Genomic DNA, 19,401 nt, shown 5'->3' on the forward strand with positions numbered 1-19,401 from the left:
CCTACCTAGCTCAGTAGCCTAAACGATACAACCCCGCCAAATCAATCACCATGAATCGCTATTCCATTTTTAGCCTGCTCCGCAATGCGGTGAACTATCACCAGGATTGGCAGCGGGCCTGGCGTAGCCCCGACCCCCAAAAAGAATACGACGTTGTTATTGTCGGCGGTGGCGGGCATGGTTTAGCCACGGCTTACTATCTTGCCAAAGAGTGCGGCATCTCCAATGTCGCGGTGGTGGAAAAAAACTGGCTCGGCGGCGGCAACACCGGGCGCAACACCACCATCGTGCGCTCGAATTATCTTATGGATGAATCGGCCGCGATTTACGAACATGCCATGAAACTCTGGGAAGGCTTGAGCCAAGCGCTCAACTACAATGTCATGTTCTCGCAGCGTGGCTTGCTACACCTCGCGCACAGCGTCCATGACCTGCAGGAAATCGGCCGCCGCGGCAACGCCATCCATTTGAACGGCATCGATTCGGAATTTTTAGCACCCGAGCAGATTAAGGAAATGGTGCCTTTTATTAACCTGCAATGCCGCTATCCGGTGTTGGGCGCGCTGTTGCAAAAACGCGGCGGTACCGCCCGCCACGATGCGGTGGCATGGGGCTATGCCCGGGCTGCGGATGCCATGGGCGTGGACATCATTCAGAACTGCGAAGTGACCGGTTTCAAAATTGACAACAATACCATCGCCGGCGTCGAAACCAGTCGCGGATTAATCGGCGCCAAAAAAGTAGGCTGCGTGGTGGCCGGGCATTGCAGCGTGCTGGCGGAAATGGCCGGGTTTCGCCTGCCGCTCGAATCTTTTCCATTGCAGGCACTGGTTTCAGAACCGATCAAGCCTGTTCTGGATTGCGTGGTGATGTCCGGCAGTATTCATGCGTACATCAGCCAGTCGGACAAAGGTGAACTGGTTATCGGCGCCGGCTCGGACGCTTACAACTCTTATTCCCAGCGTGGCGGATTTAATATCATTGAGGAAACCGTCGGCCCGATAATCGAACTTTATCCAATCTTTTCGCGCCTGAAAATGCTGCGTCAATGGGGCGGAATCGTTGATGTCACGGTCGATCGTTCGCCGCTGATCTCGAAAACACCGGTGGACAATCTATTCTTTAATTGCGGCTGGGGCACCGGCGGCTTTAAGGCAACGCCGGGCTCTGGAAATGTTTTTGCTCATTCCATCGCCCGCGGAGAAATGCATCCCATCGCCGAGCCCTTTTCAATTAATCGATTCAACACTGGCGCCTTGATTGACGAAGGCGCGGCCGCGGCGGTGGCACACTGATGTTTTTAATTACTTGCCCATGGTGTGGAGAGCGTGATCAAACAGAATTCAGTTGTCACGGTGAAGCCCATATCGCTCGCCCCCAACATCCCCAACAATTATCCGATGAGCAATGGGGGGATTACGTATTTTTTCGCAGCAATACCAAGGGCGTCCATTACGAAAGATGGGTGCATACCCACGGTTGTCGACGTTGGTTCAATGCGGCCCGAAACACGGTTACCGATCACATCTATGGCACTTATAAACCCAGCGAGCCCGCACCCGAAATTTATCCTGAGGCTGAAATAAATGCAGGGAATACAAAATGACCGAGCAAGTTAATCGCCTGGAAAAAGGCGGCCAACTCAATCGCACCAAGAGCATTCGATTTTGGTACGACGACAAAGCCTACGAAGGTTATCCCGGCGATACTCTGGCTTCGGCATTGCTCGCCAATGGCGTTTATCTGGTTGGACGCAGCTTTAAATACCATCGACCGCGCGGAATTTATTCAGCCGGCTCAGAAGAGCCCAATGCGCTGGTACAACTTGAAACCGGCGCCCACACCGAACCTAACCGGCGCGCCACCGAAATCGAATTGTACGACGGCTTGGTCGCCAGATCTCAGAACTGCTGGCCGTCGGTCAATTTTGACCTCGGCGCGATAAGCTCCAAGTTATCCCGAATCTTGCCGGCCGGCTTTTACTATAAAACATTCATGTGGCCCGGGGCCTTGTGGATGACCTATGAAAAATTGATTCGCAAAGCGGCCGGGCTGGGGCGTTCCCCGCTCGCGCCCGATCCGGACAATTACGATAAAACCTTCGCGCATTGCGATGTCTTGGTGGTCGGCGGCGGCCCGGCTGGATTGCAAGCCGCTTATGCGGCCGGCAGCGCCGGGGCCAGGGTCATGTTGCTGGATGAGAAAAATGAATTTGGCGGCTCATTATTGGGCGATACCGCATCCGTCAATGACCGTTTATCTGAAGCGTGGGCCGCCCAACGTGTTTCAGAATTGAAGAAAATGGAACAGGTGACGCTATTGCGAAACACCACGGTCAGCGGCTACTTTGACTATAATTTCTTGGTCGCCAACCAACGCGTCAATGAGCATCTGGGCCCAAACAATCCAGGCATGGCACCCAAAGAACGTCTTTGGAAAATTCGCGCCAAGCAAGTGGTGCTTGCGACTGGCGCGATCGAGCGACCGCTGGTTTTCGCGGACAGTGATCGTCCGGGAGTCATGCTGGCTGGCGCTATTCGCACCTATATCAATCGATTTGGGGTATTGCCCGGCAACAACATTGTTATTCTGACCAACAATGACAGCGCGTATCTAACCGCCATAGATGCGAAAAATGTCGGCGCACGAGTACACGTGGTTGACGTTCGACAAAAACCAGATAGTGAATTAGTCAACCAGGCAAAAGCCCTTGGCATCGACATCATCGAAAATTCCGCGATTACCGGAGTTGATTACGGACGCGGAAAAATTCGAAAAGTTGAAATAATGTCGCTTAACGACGATGGCAGCGATGTCGTTGGGTTGCCTGAGTCGCTGGTTTGCAATGTAGTGGGGGTTGCCGGTGGTTGGAACCCCACGGTGCATTTGTTTAGTCAGGCTAAAGGCAAGCTGAAATTCCTCGATAACCAACACTGCTTCGTGCCGGAGCAAATGTCCATCAATAATTCGGCGCATGCCGCGGGCGCGTGCCGAGCTTCTTATACCCTTAACGATTGTTTAACCGAAGGCTTTGAAGCAGGTTGTGCAGCGGCTAAAGCTGCGGGATTTAACACCGACAATATCAACTCGGACGCCAGTGCCAATGAACTGCAAACCGGGTCATTGCGGCCACTGTGGATTATTCCCTGCGACCATCCCATTGGCCGAGGAAAGAAAAAGCACTTTCATGAATTGCACAATGATTCTACCGTGGCCGATATCGAATTAGCCGCTCGGGAAGGCTTTGAATCGGTGGAACATCTGAAACGATACACCACCACCGGGATGGGCACCGATCAAGGCAAAACTTCAAATCTGAATGCAATGACGGTAATGGCAAACTTACGCAATGTGACCGTTCCTGAAGTCGGAGCCACAACTTTTCGGCCGCCATTCACGCCGCTCACCTTCGGTTCAATCGTCGGGCATGAGCGCCGCGAGTTGTTCATGCAAAAACGCAAAACCGCCATGCACCCGTGGCATGACAAAAATGGCGCGGTGTATGAGGACGTGGGCGATTGGAAGCGCCCGTATTATTTTCCAAAAGCGGGCGAAAGCATGCATGACGCGGTGCAACGAGAATGCCTTGCCGCTCGAAATTCCTGCGCGCTGCTTGATGCCTCTACGCTGGGGAAAATCGATCTTCAGGGCAAAGATACCGTCAAACTTCTAAATATGCTGTATACCAATGCCTGGAATCAACTCGCGCCCGGGCGCAGTCGGTACGGGTTAATGCTGAATGAGCATGGCATGGTATTTGACGATGGGGTGACCACTTGCCTGGCGGAAAATCACTATCATATGACCACGACTTCCGGTGGTGCGGCGCGGGTAATGAACTGGATTGAAGAATGGCTGCAAACCGAATGGCCTGAAATGAAGGTGTATGCAACCAGCGTGACCGAGCAATGGGCCGTGGCTTCATTGAATGGCCCAAATTCGCGCGCGGTGTTGGCGGAACTGACCGATCTGTCGCTGGATGGCGAATCATTTCCATTCATGTCCATGAAGGAGGCCAAGGTGGCCGGCATCCCGGCGCGGATTTATCGCATCAGTTTCACCGGCGAGTTGGCTTTTGAGATCAATGTGCCAGCGCGATACGGCTTGGCGCTATGGGAGGCGTTGATGGAAACAGGCAAAAAGCATGACATTTGTCCATATGGCACGGAAGCGATGCATGTGCTTCGCGCTGAAAAAGGCTTTATCATCGTCGGTCAGGATACGGATGGCACAATGACGCCAATGGACTTGGGTATGGACTGGATCGTGTCGAACAAAAAACCGGACTTTTTAGGCAAGCGCTCCTTCACGCACACAGATACGGCCAAGCCAGGCAGAAAGCAATTGGTCGGGCTGCTCACCGAAGACCCAAAATTTGTATTGCCCGAAGGCGCGCACGTCGTGGAAGCGTTGCGACCCAAACCGCCGATGAAAATGCTGGGCCATGTTTCGTCGAGTTATATGAGCCCGAATGTCGGGCGTTCCATCGCCCTGGCTTTAATTAAAGATGGCTTCAATCGCAACGGGCAGACTCTGGATGTCGCGCTAATGGATGGCAGCAGTCACAAAGTCAGGGTAACCGATCCGGTATTTTTCGACAAACAGAGCGTGCGTTCACATGACTGATCTCAAAACAAACTCGCCCGCTTACAACCGCACGCGGATTGATGGCGACACCAGTCTGATTGAATTGCCGTGGTGCGGAAAAATTAATTTACGCGGAGATTCGAATAACAATCAGTTTGTTAAGAAGGTCGAATCCACAATTGGATTGGCGCTACCTGTTGAAGCAAATACCTGCACCAAAAATGACGCCGCTACACTGTATTGGCTTGGCCCAAATGAATGGTTAATGCATTGTCAGATGGCCGACACTGAAAACAAAATATCCAGCCTTAAAGCGGTTTTGTCGGGCCTGCATAGTGCAGTGGTAGAGGTTACCGACTATTACACCGTGCTCCGGCTCGACGGCCCTGATTCATCTGCCTTGCTCGCCAAAGCATGCCCTTTGGATTTGCACCCGGACCGGTTTGCTAACGGCGCGTGCGCCCAAACCCGATTCGGCCAGGCCAGTATTTTGCTGCATAAAATCAGTCATAATACCAGCCATAATATAAGTGCGGCCCCGGCTTATGATATCCAGGTTCGATGGAGTTTTACCGAATATGTCTGGGATTATTTAGCAAGCGGGATGAATGCTTTGTAATTTTGGATTGATTGCCGCGCATCAATTCCGACGATCTCTGGAAAACCAGTAAAACATAGACTCGAATCGGGTATACAATATCGGCTGTTGTGCGAAAATATGGATTCAGGTACCCTCGCAACCCCCGCGGCATATGATGAAAACGCGCAATGGCTACGTAGCTCAGCCGGTTAGAGCACATCACTCATAATGATGGGGTCCCCTGTTCAAGTCAGGGCGTAGCCACCACCTTCAAGCGCAGGTCGCTCAAGTAAATCTTCGCTGACCCCAACAGCAGCCGGTGTTGTTTTTTCATGATCGCGATAGTCGGCGCGGTTTGCGCTTCCAGCCCCTGAAAGGATTGCAAAAGCGATATGGTGATGACGCGGTCGTGCCAATCGCCCAGCAACTGCTCCAGCATTTTTATTTGTTTTAGTGTGTCTTCATCCGATTTATGACCCGGGCAGAACCGAAAGGCGTCCAGCGTGTGATGGTATCTTTTAAGCAATATTCGTTTCTTATGCCACTGCGCCGCGCTCATCGGTCCTTCGGTACGGAGAATTTGAACCAAAAGGTCATCCAGCACAATTCGTTTGTAGCGAAGGATGGCTCTTGCGGAAATACCTGTGGAGCTGATGGTCGGCATCCTGATTGATGCCCGAGTTTTTAATAGGGCATTCGTTTTTAATGGGGCATTCGATTGAACCTGTTTTTGGAATAACCGATAGTCTTTTCTTATCCTCGCTCTGATTGCTCTAACCAGAATTTTCGATTCCTCTGAATTGACTTCAGCCAAATTTTGCACTAAATGCACGGCAATATGCCCATCCCGGATATTGCCAATGGACTTGAACAGCGAACGGTAGGGCTTGAGTATCTTCTTTGCGTTTAGATCGACATTGATTTCGTTCAGAAAGCAGTACAGTGCCGTGAGCCTTTTCACCCCTACTCTGAAATTATGCACAGCATCTTGTTCAAGTTCTTGTTCGGGCCCTCGTTCATGCCCTCGTTCTGGCCCCGGTTCAAATTTGGCCAGAATCACCCGCAGGTCTTTATTTATTTCCCTGATGAGTTTACTGCGATATTTCTCCAGGCAATTCATCCCATCAAAACTGTGTTCGGTTTAGGGGTCTACCTTTGCCAAAGCATTATCGATCGCGCTGACAATCTCATCCAAATCGCCTTTGGTGCAAACCAGCGCCGGGCTTAAGCACAGCGTATTATTATGTTCCGCAAAGCTGCGGTTGGTGCGGCCGATCATGACGCCTTGTTGCAAGCAATCGGCAACAACTCCAGTGGCTACGGACTCGTTCACTGGTTCTTTGGATTTACGATCCTTCACCAGTTCCACGCCGACAAATAGTCCTTTGCCGCGCACATCCCCAATGACCGGATATTTTTCTTGCAGTTCGTGCAAGCGGTCTAACAGGTAGTCGCCCATGTTGCTGGCATTGTCGAGCAGGTTTTCCTGCTCAATGATTCGCATATTTTCCAGCGCCGCTGCCGGACCGCCCGCACATCCGCCAAAGGTGCTGATGTCGCGGAAGTAGCGCAATTTTTCGCTCGGCTCGGCCAGGAATTCATTAAACAAATCTTCGGTGGTCACGGTCGTGGAAATCGCCGCATAGCCACTGGCAACGCCTTTTGCCATGGTGACAATATCAGGCTTCACGCCATAGTGTTGATAGCCAAACCATTTTCCGGTGCGCCCCATGCCGCAAACCACTTCATCAATATGGATGAGCACGCCGTATTTGGCGCAGATTTCCTGGATGGTTTCAAAATACCCCTCAGGCGGTGTGATGGCGCCGCCGCCAGCCGTAATCGGCTCAAGAATGACCGCGCCTATCGTATCCGGACCCTGCTCCAGAATCACCCGTTCTAATTCCCTGGCCGCCTGAACACCATAATCCGGGTGCTCGCCATTGGCGGCGCGATACGCCATGCAATGCGGCATTTCCACGAATCCCGGCGTAAATGGGCCGTATTGATCCTTGCGCTGGATCTGCCCGGTGGCGCTGAGCGCGGTAATGGTGGTGCCGTGGTAATCGCGGTCGCGATAAATAATTTTGTGCTTCTTGCCATCATTTTTCAGCGCGGCAAGTTGCCTGACTAATTTAAAGCCTTTCTCATTGGCTTCGGAGCCTGAGTTGGAATAATAAACCCGACTCATTCCGGGCATTTTGTCAATCAGTTTTTCGGCAAACTGCGCGCCGGGAATGTTGCCCGCTGAATTTACGAAATAGCACATTTTGAGCAGTTGGTCGTGCACCGCTTTGGCTATGGATGCTCGACCATAACCCACATTCACGGTCCAAACGCCGCCCGACACCGCATCCAGATATTCCTTGCCGTTGATGTCGGTCACGCGCAGACCCTTGCCTTCAACAATAACCATGGTGTCGATAACCGTGTGGTCAATAACCGTGGAGTCGGTTGTTTGCATCGGCTTGTGCTGGGCGAGGTGATGCCAGACATGAGATTTGTCGCTGCTGACAACATCCGAATTTTTGATCTCACTGCTTTTAATATTACTGAGTGCGCTATTCATTTTCTGTTACCGGGCTAATAAGCGGTGAAATTAATTTAGGTTCAAGATACTTTAAGCGGTGATTTCGGATAGATTTTAGCAGATATTGACACCTATTTTCGTGGCGCATATTGAAGCGAAACTCACACTCTTTGAAAGGAGTCCGGCTACGCCGGACGACATATTTTAACTGGATTCCCGCCTGCGGCGAGAATGACGGGCTGGGGGGACAATGGTGAATCGGAAAGCGATGAGTCCTTTTGAGAGGACAATGGTAAATAAGTGTCACGCAAAGCGTGACACTAAAACGTGCTCTGGCGTAGCCAGACATTTTCTCTCGTGTGCTTTGGCATCTCAACTCGCCTTTGTCCTCTCGATTCACTGTTACCTATCATTTGTCATTGCCCGGCTTGTTCCGGGCAATCCAGTTATTAAACTCAGCGGCGTTAGCCGCTACCATTACCGGCGGCAAAGCCGCCGCTATTGCGCGGCTACGCCACTCTGGATTCCCGCCTGCCGGCGAGAATGACAAATAAGGGTCGTCATTGCCCGGCCCATATTATTATTGGCCGGGCAATCCAGTGGAATATGCCGTCCGGCGTAGCCGGACTCCTTTGCGGCGAAGCCGCCGGTTTGTGTCTGGCAAAGCCGGATGCCAAAAGGAGTCACGCTACGCGTGACAGATATTTAACTGGATTCCCGCCTTCGGCGAGAATGACGGCAGGGAGGGCGATTCTTTCCGCCTGCCGGCGAGAATGACGGCAGGGAGGGCGATTCTTTCCGCCTGCCGGCGAGAATGACGGCCGAGAGGGCGGTGCTAAAACACCGCTGGAAAGGAGCAAAACGGGCAGTGAATCAGTGAACACATACGCTCGCATTGCCCGGCGATGCGTTGTCTGATTTGAGTATACAATCGGCTGGTCGCTGGGCCAGAGATGCCAGTGATTTGTGCGACTTTGCAAGCCTCCATATCAAGGCAAAACAGCCGTGGAATCGCCCTGAATTTATTCCCCGAAATTCGGCAACGAATGACATGCTTGTTTTTCATTTATAGAACAATTAGTTATGACCATTTCACTATACCTTAAAGTATCTTGAACCTTAATTTAACATATCTAACCCTATTCTTCATCTTTGATTGTGCCATAGAACCAGTTTAGTATGATTAACCATGCCATCTGCCAGGTTGTGCGAGCATAAGATACATCTTTGTGCCGATAGCGTTCCAGCGTATAATTCGCGCATGGATGTTTCTCATATTTTCGATCCGCTAAACGAGGCCCAAAGGGAAGCGGTGGCGGCGCCTCCAGGCCCATTATTAGTCCTCGCCGGCGCCGGCAGCGGCAAGACCCGCGTGCTGACCCACCGCATTGCCTGGCTCATCCAGGCGCACGACATCTCCCCGCTTTCAATCCTGGCGGTAACCTTCACCAATAAGGCGTCCCGGGAAATGCGCGGGCGCATCGAAGAGCTATTGCAAACCCAGTTTGGCGGCATGTGGATGGGCACTTTTCACGGCCTGTGCCACCGCTTGCTGCGCATGCACTATGACCAAGCAGGTCTGCCGCAAAGCTTCGAGATAATCGACAGCGATGATCAGTATCGGTTAATTCGTCGGGTATTGCGCGAGCTTGATCTGGATGAAGCCTATTGGCCGCCGCGACAAATGCAGTGGATGATCAACAGCCATAAAGAAGAGGCGCGCCGCCCGCAGCATCTGCCTGTCGGCAACGACAGCCAGCAGCAAACGCTGCATCGGATTTATGCGACCTATGAAGAATTTTGTCACCGATTCGGCCTGGTCGACTTTGCCGAAATTTTACTGCGCACGCTGGAGATGTTTCGCAACAATCAAACGGTTCGCGAAACCTATCAACAGCGTTTCCAGCATGTGCTGGTTGACGAGTTTCAGGATACCAACTCGATTCAGTATCAATGGGTAAAACTGCTTTCAGCGCAGCATAAAAATCTTTTCGCGGTCGGCGATGACGACCAATCCATTTATGGCTGGCGCGGCGCCCGGGTTGAAAACCTGTTGAGTTTCGAGAAGGATTTCGATAACGCCACGGTGTTTCGTTTGGAGCAGAACTATCGCTCCACCGGCAATATTCTGAACGCCGCCAATGCCGTTATCGCCAATAACGCCGGGCGTTTGGGCAAGGAACTGTGGACCGATGAATCTGAAGGATGCCCAATCCGGCTGTATGCGGCGAGCAACGAAATAGACGAAGCCCGGTTTGTTGTTGACCAAATCCAAAACTGGGTGAGCCAGGGCAACCGCCGAGATCAGTCCGCGATTTTATATCGCTCCAATGCCCAGTCCCGGGTTTTTGAAGAACAACTGCTTTCTACCGGCATGCCCTATCGGGTGTATGGCGGATTGCGATTTTTCGAACGCGCGGAAATCAAGGACGCACTGGCGTATTTAAGATTAATTTCAAATCGCCATTCCGACCCGGCCTATGAGCGCATCGTCAATCTGCCGACGCGCGGCATTGGCAACAAAACCCTGCAGATTATTCGCGAACGGACACGCTTGAAACAAATTTCCATGTGGCAGGCGACCACTGAAATAATCAGCGAGCAAGGGTTGCCGCCAAGAGCCTTGTCGGCGCTAAGCCTGTTCCAGGACCTGATTAATCAATTGGCCGAAACCACTGGCGAACTCGATCTGACCGAGACCACGGATCAGGTCTTGAAGCACAGCGGATTGTTGGATCATTACAAAAAGGAGCGCGGCGAAAAAGCCCAGGGCCGCGTCGAAAACCTGGAGGAACTGATCAACGCCGCGCGTAACTTCAATGCGGATAACGTAGCAGAAGAGATGGATGAACTATCGTTGTTTCTGGCCCATGCCGCGCTGGAAGCCGGCGAGGGCCAAGCGCAGGAGTGGGAAGATTGTGTGCAACTAATGAGTTTGCATTCGGCAAAAGGGCTTGAGTTTCCATTGGTGTTTTTATGCGGACTGGAAGAGGGGCTGTTTCCGCATCAACGTTCCATCGAAGATGGCCAACTCGAAGAAGAGCGGCGGCTATGTTATGTCGGCATGACCCGGGCGATGCAACAACTGTTTTTATGCTACGCCGAGGTGCGGCATCTTTATGGCCGCGAACATTACCCCAAGGAGTCGCGATTTCTAACCGAAATACCGGAGCAATATCTGGAGGAGATTCGCGCCGCGCGATTTAGCAAACCGCTTCATCGGCGCGCTGTTGTCGCGGGCGCAACCGCCGCAGAGTTTAACGGACTCAAGCCGGGACGACAGGTGCGCCACAAAAAATTCGGCGACGGCATGGTGATCAATCTCGAGGGCCAAGGCGCGCACGCCAGAGTGCAGGTTAATTTTGCGGATGCCGGGCCTAAATGGTTAGTCTGCGCTTACACCAATCTTGAATCCGTTTGAAGTGTCTCGTCGGCCATAATCGGTTGCCGGGCTTTCAAGACCATTCGATGATCAAAGCGCCTGACGGATTCAACTTGATCTTGCGCGCCCGGATTTTGCGCGCCCGGCCGGATTTTGTTAATTTTGTTCGGTTCATGTTGTGCGGGTGACTCAATCGTTGCCATCCAATGATAACAGGGGTTGCCGATTTGATAAGGCCGTAACGGCGTGGTAATCAGCTGCGGATAGTCATACAGCATTTCATCGGTGATCGGAATAAAAACTTTGTGATTCACGTCTTAGGTCCTCTTTATTGGCACGCTAGTGGATTGGTCTCTAGCGGCCGGTTTAGTTTCACTCAGGCAACAATCGAATAAACGGTCTGGTCCAATCAATTATTCGCTGGTCAATTATTCGCTGGCTCTCAATAGCATCCGATTACACCCTTTCGGTATGGTATCCGTTGGGGAAACCAGTGGTAATTTTATGGTAGTTATCAGTTCATAATCACAGGCGTTTATTGCGCATTTCAATCCGTTATACTGCTCGCTTTAAAACTCATTCAGGGAGTTATCCATGTCCAGAAGTATTGCCATTGTCGAAGACGATGCCGACCAACGTGAAAACTATTCCGATGCGTTGATTGGTCAGGGTTATGTTGTTCAAACCTACGCCAACAAGCATGAAGCACTGAGTGGATTTAATAAATCCCTGCCTGATCTTGCGATCCTGGATATCATGCTGGAAGATGAAATTGACGGCGGATTCGACCTTTGTCGAGAACTGCGCCGCAAGAGTCCGAAGATGCCGATTATTTTTCTTACCGCTAGAGACAGTGATATCGATCGTGTTTCCGGACTGCGGCTCGATGCCTGGGACTACATCACCAAACCCGTCAATTTACAATTTCTCGCGGTGCGGGTTTCTTCCTTGTTTCGTATTGCCTCGTCGATACAAAGTGAATCGGATCAACCATCAGCGCTGGTTTTGGGCGATCTTGAAATTGATCAAAACCGTATGTCGATTAACTGGAAAGGTCATCAGTTGAGCTTAACCCTGACTGAATTTTGGCTTATCGAAGCGCTGGCACGGCATCCGGGGCATGTAAAGACTTACACGGCGTTGATGCAAACTACCCGACAAAGTTACGTGGAAAAAAACACTATTAACGGCTATGTCCGCCGTATTCGCAAGAAATTCAAGGAAGTTGACGAATCATTTGCAATGATTGAAACCGTGTTTGGCGTCGGCTATCGATGGCAGCCCGAATACTATTTCAATTCCAGAACCTGATTCATTCCGGGATATTATATCGATGGCATTGCGCACGCTCAGCATCCGCGCCAAACTGCTGTGGTTGGTGCTGGTGTTATTAATTATCCCGTGGATGGGTTACTACTACGTTCTGGAGATGAAGCAATTCCTGATCCAGGGGCAAAAAAACGCATTGCTGTTAACCGCTAATGGCATTGCCACAGTACTCAATGATCGCGCGGAATTGTTCAACCCTGAAACGGGCGTGCCCGAGGTGCTGGGGAGCGAAAACGATTTATACGCCCATGAGCCGGATAATCTGATTCAGTTGGATGGAAAACTGGGTGACTGGGAGTCGATTCAACAATTTGCTAATTTTTATACCGGTGACGAATTGTTAATGTGTAGTGACGAATACGACCCGGACTCGTTTTCCCTTAAAAACATCATTGGGCATTACCAACAATACTTGTATGCGCTGTTTGAAATTAATGATGATAAATTAGTTTACCGGGATTTGGAAAGGCGCTCCCTGGATACCAGCGATCAAATCAGAATGCTGGTTCAGCTGCCCAACGAAACCTTGGAACGTTATCTGTTGGTTGCCAGCGCGCCGGGACGGATGAGCATATTCCTGGTTGACGAACAATGGAAACTGCCTTTGGAAGGCGATGATGTCACGGCGTTCACCGCGGAGTTGGCGGAAACCGAATGGGGCTATCAAATCGAATTGCGCATCCCGCGCGATGTCATCGGCTACCGAACTCGAGTTGGCTTTTTTGCAGTGGATGTGGATAGCGCAGAAAGCCGTGAGATCATCGCCACATTATCCACTTCGCCGCAGACATCCGCAGAGGAGCCGGCGCAAATATTAATCGCTTCTCCTGAACTGACTAAAATTCTTAAAGGCCTGGATCAGCCTCAGTCAAGAATATGGATTCTCGATAATTTGCAGCGGGTGCGCGCGGTAGTGGGCGGATTATCTCCGGCTATTCCCCCAGAGTCGATCGCGCAACAGGGAAATAATTGGGTGATCCGTTTTATTCAAAATATCCAGGGCCACATTGACGCATTATTAAAGCGCCCCTCAGTCCAGTTTATCGACGTCTCGACCGAGGTTGTCCATCGTCCGGATAAAATTTTTACGACCATACTAAAAGGCGTCCCCATGGCGGAAGAGCGTCTTTCGCTGGACCAAAAGGCGCAAATCATTGTCGCCGGATATCCGATCAAGTCCGGGCCAGAGATTCTTGGCGCAGTCATCGTCGAACAAAGCAGCCATACCATACTGGCGTTGCAATATCAGTTGCTCAGGAGTTTGACATTGGTGACCATATTGGTTTTCTTTTTCATACTTTTGACCTTGTTAATTTTTGCCTGGCGGCTGACATGGCGAATCCGGCGTTTATCCAATACAACGGAGCAAGCGATTACCCGCGAAGGTCGCGTGATTGAGGGCCGAATCCCGAGTCGGATTTATCCTGCGGACGAACTTGGCGATCTCGGCCGCAGTATTACCAGTATGCTAAAACGGCTGGTCGGCTATACCCGGTATCTTGAAGGCATGCCGGATACGCTTGCGCACGAATTGAACAATCCGCTGAATGTGGTTAGCTCGTCGCTTGAAATTCTGGAAACGGATATTCCCAACATCGATCAGAACAAGCATATGCAGCGCGCGCGCAATGGCGTAAATCGACTGCGCCTTATTTTGACCAACCTCACGGAAGCCGCAAACCTCGAAGAAGCGATGCGCACTGAAATAAAGAAGTCGGTGGATTTGCCTGGATTGATTTCGGAATTTGTGGACGGCTACCGCAGCAGTTATCCCGAATATAAATTTTTGTTGCGAACCGGCGCATCGCCCTTGGTAGTGGACGGCAGCCCTGACCACCTGGCGCAGATGCTGGATAAACTGATAGACAATGCCATGCAATTTAGCCAGCCCGGTGCGCCGATCATCGTCAGCACCCTAAAAAACAAGAATCATGCGGAAATTACGGTCATCAATGAGGGCCCGAAACTGCCGGAAAAGATCAGCGACCGACTGTTCGATCCGATGGTTTCTTGCGGCAAGACCAATGCCAAGCATTCCCATCTGGGCTTAGGTCTTTTTGTGGTCAGGCTAATTGCGGAGTATCATCAGGGCACATCATGGGCGGAAAATCGGCTTGATAATCAAGGCGTTGCGGTGACAGTCTCTATTCCTATTACATTCAAGCCGATGCACGGTCGTGCGCAAGCAACGATGCCGAGTTTCCGAGCCGCCTGAGTGAAACTCATTTCAGGCCCATTCGCAGCCAGGTCGCCGCCATCAATATCATTCACCAACCGCCGAGTCGCCACTGCCTGACGTTCTGCACTTCGCCGAGTTCGTTTTCGTGCGCAAACCAAATCGCATCATCGCGTTGGTTTTGATAGATTTCGGTTATGCCGTTTTTATGCCGCACCGTCAATCGTTCCAATCTGCCGCCAATACGCCACTCCTCGACTTGAAATTTTTCATTTTTCCCAGCCGTCAAATCCGGTGGAATTAAAATCGCCTGTGGCGTTAAAAGCGCCTGTGGCGTTAAAAGTGGTGCTGCGGATTCTTCCTGAGCCTGGCTTATGGGTATCAAGCAGGCGAGCATGATAGATTGCAAGATGCATTTTATGGGTGCGCTTTTAGTCATCGCCGCATGTTTTATGTTTATATTCATGTTCATGTTCATGTTCATATTCATATTCATGATCGCGTTGGAATTCAATAGTTTCATTGGTCAATAATAATAACATAATCGCGTCGCCTGTTTGGGAACATTCCAATTTTGCGGCGCATTCGACAAAGCCCGCCAATACAATCCTGATGAATAGTGCCATAATACGGCGATATTTCTTGCTTTGCCTACCGCTAACGCACTAAAATTTTATGTCTCCTGATAAAGAAATCATCCTCGTTGACGGCACTTCCTTCCTGTTTCGCGCCTACCATGCCTTGGGACGCCATCCATTGACCACCGCTGACGGCAGAACAACCCAGGCTATTTTTGGCATGGTCAATATGCTGAGAAGCCTGCTCAAAGAATGTCAGCCCACTCATATTGCCGTGGTCATGGACGCCAAAGGAAAAACCTTTCGGCACGACCTTTATAAAGCCTATAAGGCCAACCGACCGCCCATGCCCGATGACCTTCGGCAACAACTTGAATATGTCACTAAAATTATTCCGGCAATGGGTCTGCCGTTGATTTCCATATCGGGGGTGGAAGCCGATGACGTCATCGGCACGCTGTCAATCCAGGCTACCGCGCAGGGGTTTCGCACGCTGATCGTGAGCAGCGATAAAGATTTGACGCAATTAATCAATGATAAAGTGGAAATGGTCGACACCATGAAAAATGTGCGTCTTAACCCGGCCGGTGTGCGCGAAAAATTTGGTGTGCCGCCGCAACGAATTATCGAATACTTGGCACTCATCGGAGATAGCTCGGACAATATTCCAGGCATTCCCAAAGTCGGTCCGAAAACCGCGGTGAAGTGGTTTGACGAATACGGCACATTGGACAACATTATTGAAAATGCCGATAAAATTTCCGGGAAAGTCGGCGAGTATCTACGCGACAACCTGGATCAACTTGAATTATCCAAACAACTCGCGACAATTAAATGCGATGTCGAACTTGCGCAGTCGCCAAATGATTTGACCCGAGGCGATGCGGATTATGAACTGCTGCGCACCTATTACACCGATCTGGAATTTCGCTCCTGGCTGAAGGAAATCGATGCCGTAAATGACCATGCTGATCATGCTGAAAAACGCAAGGAGTCTGATGATTCCAATGCAAGCGAACTCGACAATGAACTGAATTACGAAACTATTTGGGATTCATCGACCCTGGATAAATGGATAGGAAAACTCAAAAAATCCAGCCTATTCGCAATAGACACCGAAACCACTTCTCTCGATGCGCATCAGGCTGAGCTGGTTGGACTGTCGTTTGCCGTGACCCCGGGCGAAGCGGCTTATTTGCCCCTGGGACACAATTATGCTGGGGTGCCAAAGCAACTCCCGCTCAAACAAACCCTGGAAAAATTGCGCCCGATTCTCGAACACCCCGGTCAGGCGAAAACCGGTCAGAATTTAAAATACGATGTCAAGGTATTGCAAAATTACGATATTCATTTGCAGGGAATCACCCATGACACCATGCTCATTTCCTATGTACTGGATGCCGGTAATTCACGCCATGATATGGATACATTGGCGCTGAAGCACTTGGGCAAGCAGACCATTAAATTTTCCGATGTCGCCGGCAGCGGAAAAAATCAACTTACTTTCGATCAAGTCGCCATTGACGTGGCCACGCCCTACGCCGCGGAAGATGCTGATATTACGTTGCAACTGCACCAAACTCTAGTGCCGCAACTTGAAAAAAACGCAAAGCTGAACAAGCTGTTTCACGAAATAGAAATGCCGCTGATGAGCGTATTGGTGCGCACCGAAACCAATGGCGTGAAAATTGATGCCGCTCAACTCAAACAGCAAAGCGCGGAGATAGCAAACCGGCTGGTTAAACTCGAAAAAAAGACCTATGCCGTTGCTGGCGAGCCTTTCAATATCGCGTCGCCCAAGCAAATACAGGAAATATTGTACGAAAAACAAGGCATTCCGGTGATGCGTAAAACGCCTGGCGGCCAACCCTCGACCGCGGAAAATGTGCTTCAGGAATTGGCCGCGGAATATGAACTTCCTCAATTGATTCTCGAGCACCGAGGCTTGGCGAAATTAAAGGGCACTTATACCGACAAGCTGCCGGAATTGATTAACCCGAAAACCGGTCGGATTCATACCTCTTACCATCAGGCGGTCGCCGCTACGGGTCGGCTGTCCTCGGCCGATCCGAACTTGCAAAATATCCCCATTCGCTCCGAAGATGGCCGCAAGATACGCGAAGCCTTTATTCCCGAACACGGCAATGTGTTGATCGCGGCCGATTACTCTCAAATCGAGCTCAGGATTATGGCGCATTTATCCGGCGACCAGGGCCTGACTGCCGCCTTTAATAACGGCATCGACGTGCACCGCGCCACCGCCGCTGAAGTGTTCGGCGTCGCCGCCGATGAAGTGGACGAAGAGCAACGGCGGCGCGCCAAGGCGATCAATTTTGGATTGATTTACGGCATGTCCGCATTTGGCTTGGCGCGTCAACTAAAGATTGCTCAAAGAGAAGCCAAGAATTATATCGATATCTATTTTGATCGGTATCCCGGCGTTAAACAGTATATGGAAAAAACCAAGCAAAGCGCGCGTGAATGCGGTTTCGTTGAAACGCTGTTTGGCCGGAGACTGAATTTGCCCGAAATAAATTCCAAAAATGCGGTGCGGCGTCAATACGCTGAGCGCACCGCCATTAACGCGCCGATGCAGGGCACCGCAGCGGATCTCATCAAGCTGGCAATGCTGGCGGTTGACCAATGGATTTTAGACAACCAGCCAAGCAGTCGAATTATTTTGCAAGTTCACGATGAACTGGTGTTCGAGGTGGAGCAGAAAAACGTTGATCAAATGAAGGCCGTTGCCGTGGAATTAATGTGCGCAGTGGCAAAATTAAAAGTGCCGCTTATTGTGGATATCGGCGTTGGCGCGAACTGGAAGGAAGCGCACTAGTTTTTCCAGCAGGGATTAACCCGAGCGTGGCGATGTATTCTTCAATCGTCAATCCGGCACGCTTTCCCAGTTTCCGGCGGTGGTTAAAAATTCGGCGCCCTGGTTTCTGTAAAACGTGGATTGACCGGCATCAATCAGAACCTGTAGCATTTTTGGCATTGCCATGCCCTGCGCATTTACCCGATTAATCAGGGTTTGCGCGCCCAGTTCATCGATCAGTTCAAACGGCCCGCGTTGCCACGCGAATCCCCAGCGCATTGCGCGATCCACATTAACAATATCGTCGGCGATCTCCGGCACCAAATCCGCGCTATAACAAAGCGTAGTTGCCATCAGGTCTTTGACAAACTCCGCGTTTGCGCTGTCGGATTCGAATAAACCGGACAATGTTCGCTCGTGTTCGGGCAGTTCAACTTGCTCGGCAACCTGCCATTGTTGTGTTTGAATATCAAACACTTGCATGGTCTTGCTGCCATCATCATGGCGCCTAAGCTGGTAAAATCCGCCACCGGTTTTTCGTCCTAGTTGGCCGCGCGCAACCATCGCCTGGAGGCTGTCGGCAAGGGGAATAAATTTTCTGCCAAAATCATTTTCCGGCAAATTGACTTCGAGGTTTTCAGCGACCTTGAGCATGACATCCAAACCGACCAAATCGATTAAGCCATACAGCCCGGTGGCTGGAAATCCCATTGGCGCCGACATCAAGGCGTCCACTGTTTCTATGCGCAGACCCTGTTCGCGTATCGCCTTCTCGGCCAATTGCAGACCGGCCAACATCCACATACAGCCAATTCGGTTGCCGATAAAATTGACCGTGTCCTTGGCGTAAACCACGCCTTTGTCTAGGGATTTGCCATGGGAGTTACCGTGAGATTTGCCAAGGAAATCAGCCAGCGTTGCAATAACCTCAGGCCGGGTATTTTCCCCGGCCACCAACTCCACCAATTTCATAATATGCACCGGGTTGAAAAAATGGGTGACCGCGATATCTTTTTGGAAACGCATCGGCATGCCGGCATAAAGGTCGCGCAGCGGGATGCCGGAGGTGTTGGTTGATATAATGGAGCGGTCGCTTCTGAGCGCTTCGATGCGCCTGAACATGTCGCGCTTGATGTGCACGTCTTCAATGACGGCTTCGCAGATCCATTGACAATCGGCAATCTTGTCCAGGTCATGCTCAAATGAGCCGGTGGTAATTTTGTCTAACAACGCATGATCCTTGATCATCGGCGATCTACCTTCAGTTAACTTGGCCGTCGCGGTATCGCAAGAGGCTTTCTCCAAATCCAGCAGCAGCACCTCAAAGCCGGCGTTGGCGCAGACCCCGGCAATGCCCGCTCCCATCGTGCCGGAGCCCAGCACGGCAACCCGTTTTATATCAATCATGTTTATATTGTTCGTTT

General features: G+C 51.0%; 16 protein-coding genes and 1 tRNA gene. 11 read left to right on the forward strand and 6 right to left on the reverse strand.

Annotation, left to right across the window (positions count from 1 at the left end; translation table 11 throughout):
* Positions 1-50 precede the first annotated feature (50 nt).
* From ACP158_RS07730 to ACP158_RS07750, 5 genes are all read left to right on the forward strand, one after another.
* Positions 51-1,295 carry a sarcosine oxidase subunit beta family protein gene (locus ACP158_RS07730; protein ID WP_424948354.1) on the forward strand — a complete coding sequence of 415 codons (1,245 nt, stop codon included), beginning with the start codon at positions 51-53 and terminating at the stop codon, positions 1,293-1,295.
* Positions 1,295-1,606 (forward strand): sarcosine oxidase subunit delta, encoded by a 312-nt coding sequence (locus ACP158_RS07735; RefSeq protein ID WP_424948355.1) that lies wholly within the window; start codon positions 1,295-1,297, stop codon positions 1,604-1,606. The genes ACP158_RS07730 and ACP158_RS07735 overlap by 1 nt, the downstream gene beginning before the upstream one ends.
* Positions 1,603-4,626 carry a sarcosine oxidase subunit alpha family protein gene (locus tag ACP158_RS07740; RefSeq protein ID WP_424948356.1) on the forward strand — a complete coding sequence of 1,008 codons (3,024 nt, stop codon included), beginning with the start codon at positions 1,603-1,605 and terminating at the stop codon, positions 4,624-4,626. The genes ACP158_RS07735 and ACP158_RS07740 overlap by 4 nt, the downstream gene beginning before the upstream one ends.
* Positions 4,619-5,206, forward strand: a complete 588-nt coding sequence (locus tag ACP158_RS07745) for a sarcosine oxidase subunit gamma (RefSeq protein WP_424948357.1) — start codon at positions 4,619-4,621, stop codon at positions 5,204-5,206. Before ACP158_RS07740 ends, ACP158_RS07745 begins: the two co-directional genes overlap by 8 nt.
* Before the next feature lie 151 nt (positions 5,207-5,357).
* Positions 5,358-5,434, forward strand: a tRNA-Met gene (locus ACP158_RS07750).
* On the opposite strand, the gene ACP158_RS07755 is transcribed toward ACP158_RS07750, so the two are convergent.
* On the reverse strand, positions 5,418-6,287 hold the full coding sequence (locus ACP158_RS07755; RefSeq protein WP_424948358.1) for a CHAD domain-containing protein: 870 nt from the start codon (positions 6,285-6,287) through the stop codon (positions 5,418-5,420). The genes ACP158_RS07750 and ACP158_RS07755 overlap by 17 nt on opposite strands.
* A gap of 21 nt (positions 6,288-6,308) precedes the next feature.
* Positions 6,309-7,736, reverse strand: coding sequence for an aspartate aminotransferase family protein (locus ACP158_RS07760; RefSeq protein WP_424948359.1), 1,428 nt, complete (start codon positions 7,734-7,736; stop codon positions 6,309-6,311).
* Between the two features lie 250 nt (positions 7,737-7,986).
* Here ACP158_RS07760 and ACP158_RS07765 point away from each other — a divergent pair, with 250 nt between their 5' ends.
* Together ACP158_RS07765 and ACP158_RS07770 are read left to right on the forward strand one after the other, a co-directional pair.
* Positions 7,987-8,244, forward strand: coding sequence for a hypothetical protein (locus ACP158_RS07765; protein WP_424948360.1), 258 nt, complete (start codon positions 7,987-7,989; stop codon positions 8,242-8,244).
* Positions 8,241-8,474, forward strand: a complete 234-nt coding sequence (locus ACP158_RS07770; protein ID WP_424948361.1) for a hypothetical protein — start codon at positions 8,241-8,243, stop codon at positions 8,472-8,474. Before ACP158_RS07765 ends, ACP158_RS07770 begins: the two co-directional genes overlap by 4 nt.
* A gap of 58 nt (positions 8,475-8,532) precedes the next feature.
* Here ACP158_RS07770 and ACP158_RS07775 read toward each other — a convergent pair whose 3' ends face one another.
* Positions 8,533-8,763 carry a hypothetical protein gene (locus ACP158_RS07775; RefSeq protein ID WP_424948362.1) on the reverse strand — a complete coding sequence of 77 codons (231 nt, stop codon included), beginning with the start codon at positions 8,761-8,763 and terminating at the stop codon, positions 8,533-8,535.
* Positions 8,764-8,958: 195 nt separating this feature from the next.
* Between ACP158_RS07775 and uvrD the strand changes: the two genes are divergently transcribed.
* Positions 8,959-11,118, forward strand: a complete 2,160-nt coding sequence (uvrD, locus tag ACP158_RS07780) for a DNA helicase II (protein ID WP_424948363.1) — start codon at positions 8,959-8,961, stop codon at positions 11,116-11,118.
* Here uvrD and ACP158_RS07785 read toward each other — a convergent pair.
* Positions 11,094-11,393, reverse strand: a complete 300-nt coding sequence (locus ACP158_RS07785; RefSeq protein ID WP_424948364.1) for a hypothetical protein — start codon at positions 11,391-11,393, stop codon at positions 11,094-11,096. The genes uvrD and ACP158_RS07785 overlap by 25 nt on opposite strands.
* A 280-nt stretch (positions 11,394-11,673) precedes the next feature.
* On the opposite strand from ACP158_RS07785, the gene ACP158_RS07790 reads away from it, so the two are divergent.
* Together ACP158_RS07790 and ACP158_RS07795 are read left to right on the forward strand one after the other, a co-directional pair.
* A complete protein-coding gene (locus ACP158_RS07790) occupies positions 11,674-12,390 on the forward strand; it encodes a response regulator (protein ID WP_424948365.1) in 717 nt (238 codons plus the stop codon).
* 22 nt (positions 12,391-12,412) lie between these two features.
* Positions 12,413-14,623 carry an ATP-binding protein gene (locus ACP158_RS07795; RefSeq protein WP_424948366.1) on the forward strand — a complete coding sequence of 737 codons (2,211 nt, stop codon included), beginning with the start codon at positions 12,413-12,415 and terminating at the stop codon, positions 14,621-14,623.
* A 52-nt stretch (positions 14,624-14,675) separates the two neighbouring features.
* Here ACP158_RS07795 and ACP158_RS07800 read toward each other — a convergent pair whose 3' ends face one another.
* Positions 14,676-15,050 carry a hypothetical protein gene (locus ACP158_RS07800; protein ID WP_424948367.1) on the reverse strand — a complete coding sequence of 125 codons (375 nt, stop codon included), beginning with the start codon at positions 15,048-15,050 and terminating at the stop codon, positions 14,676-14,678.
* Between the two features lie 209 nt (positions 15,051-15,259).
* Between ACP158_RS07800 and polA the strand changes: the two genes are divergently transcribed.
* Entirely contained in the window at positions 15,260-17,998 is a 2,739-nt protein-coding gene (gene polA, locus ACP158_RS07805) for a DNA polymerase I (RefSeq protein ID WP_424948368.1), read from the forward strand.
* Positions 17,999-18,046: 48 nt separating this feature from the next.
* Here the strand turns inward: polA and ACP158_RS07810 are convergent, their stop codons facing one another.
* Positions 18,047-19,384 carry a 3-hydroxyacyl-CoA dehydrogenase family protein gene (locus ACP158_RS07810; protein WP_424948369.1) on the reverse strand — a complete coding sequence of 446 codons (1,338 nt, stop codon included), beginning with the start codon at positions 19,382-19,384 and terminating at the stop codon, positions 18,047-18,049.
* Positions 19,385-19,401: the final 17 nt, after the last annotated feature.

It is taken from the genome of Candidatus Spongiihabitans sp., assembly GCF_965247905.1.
Classification (GTDB): Bacteria; Pseudomonadota; Gammaproteobacteria; order Arenicellales; family Poriferihabitantaceae; genus Spongiihabitans.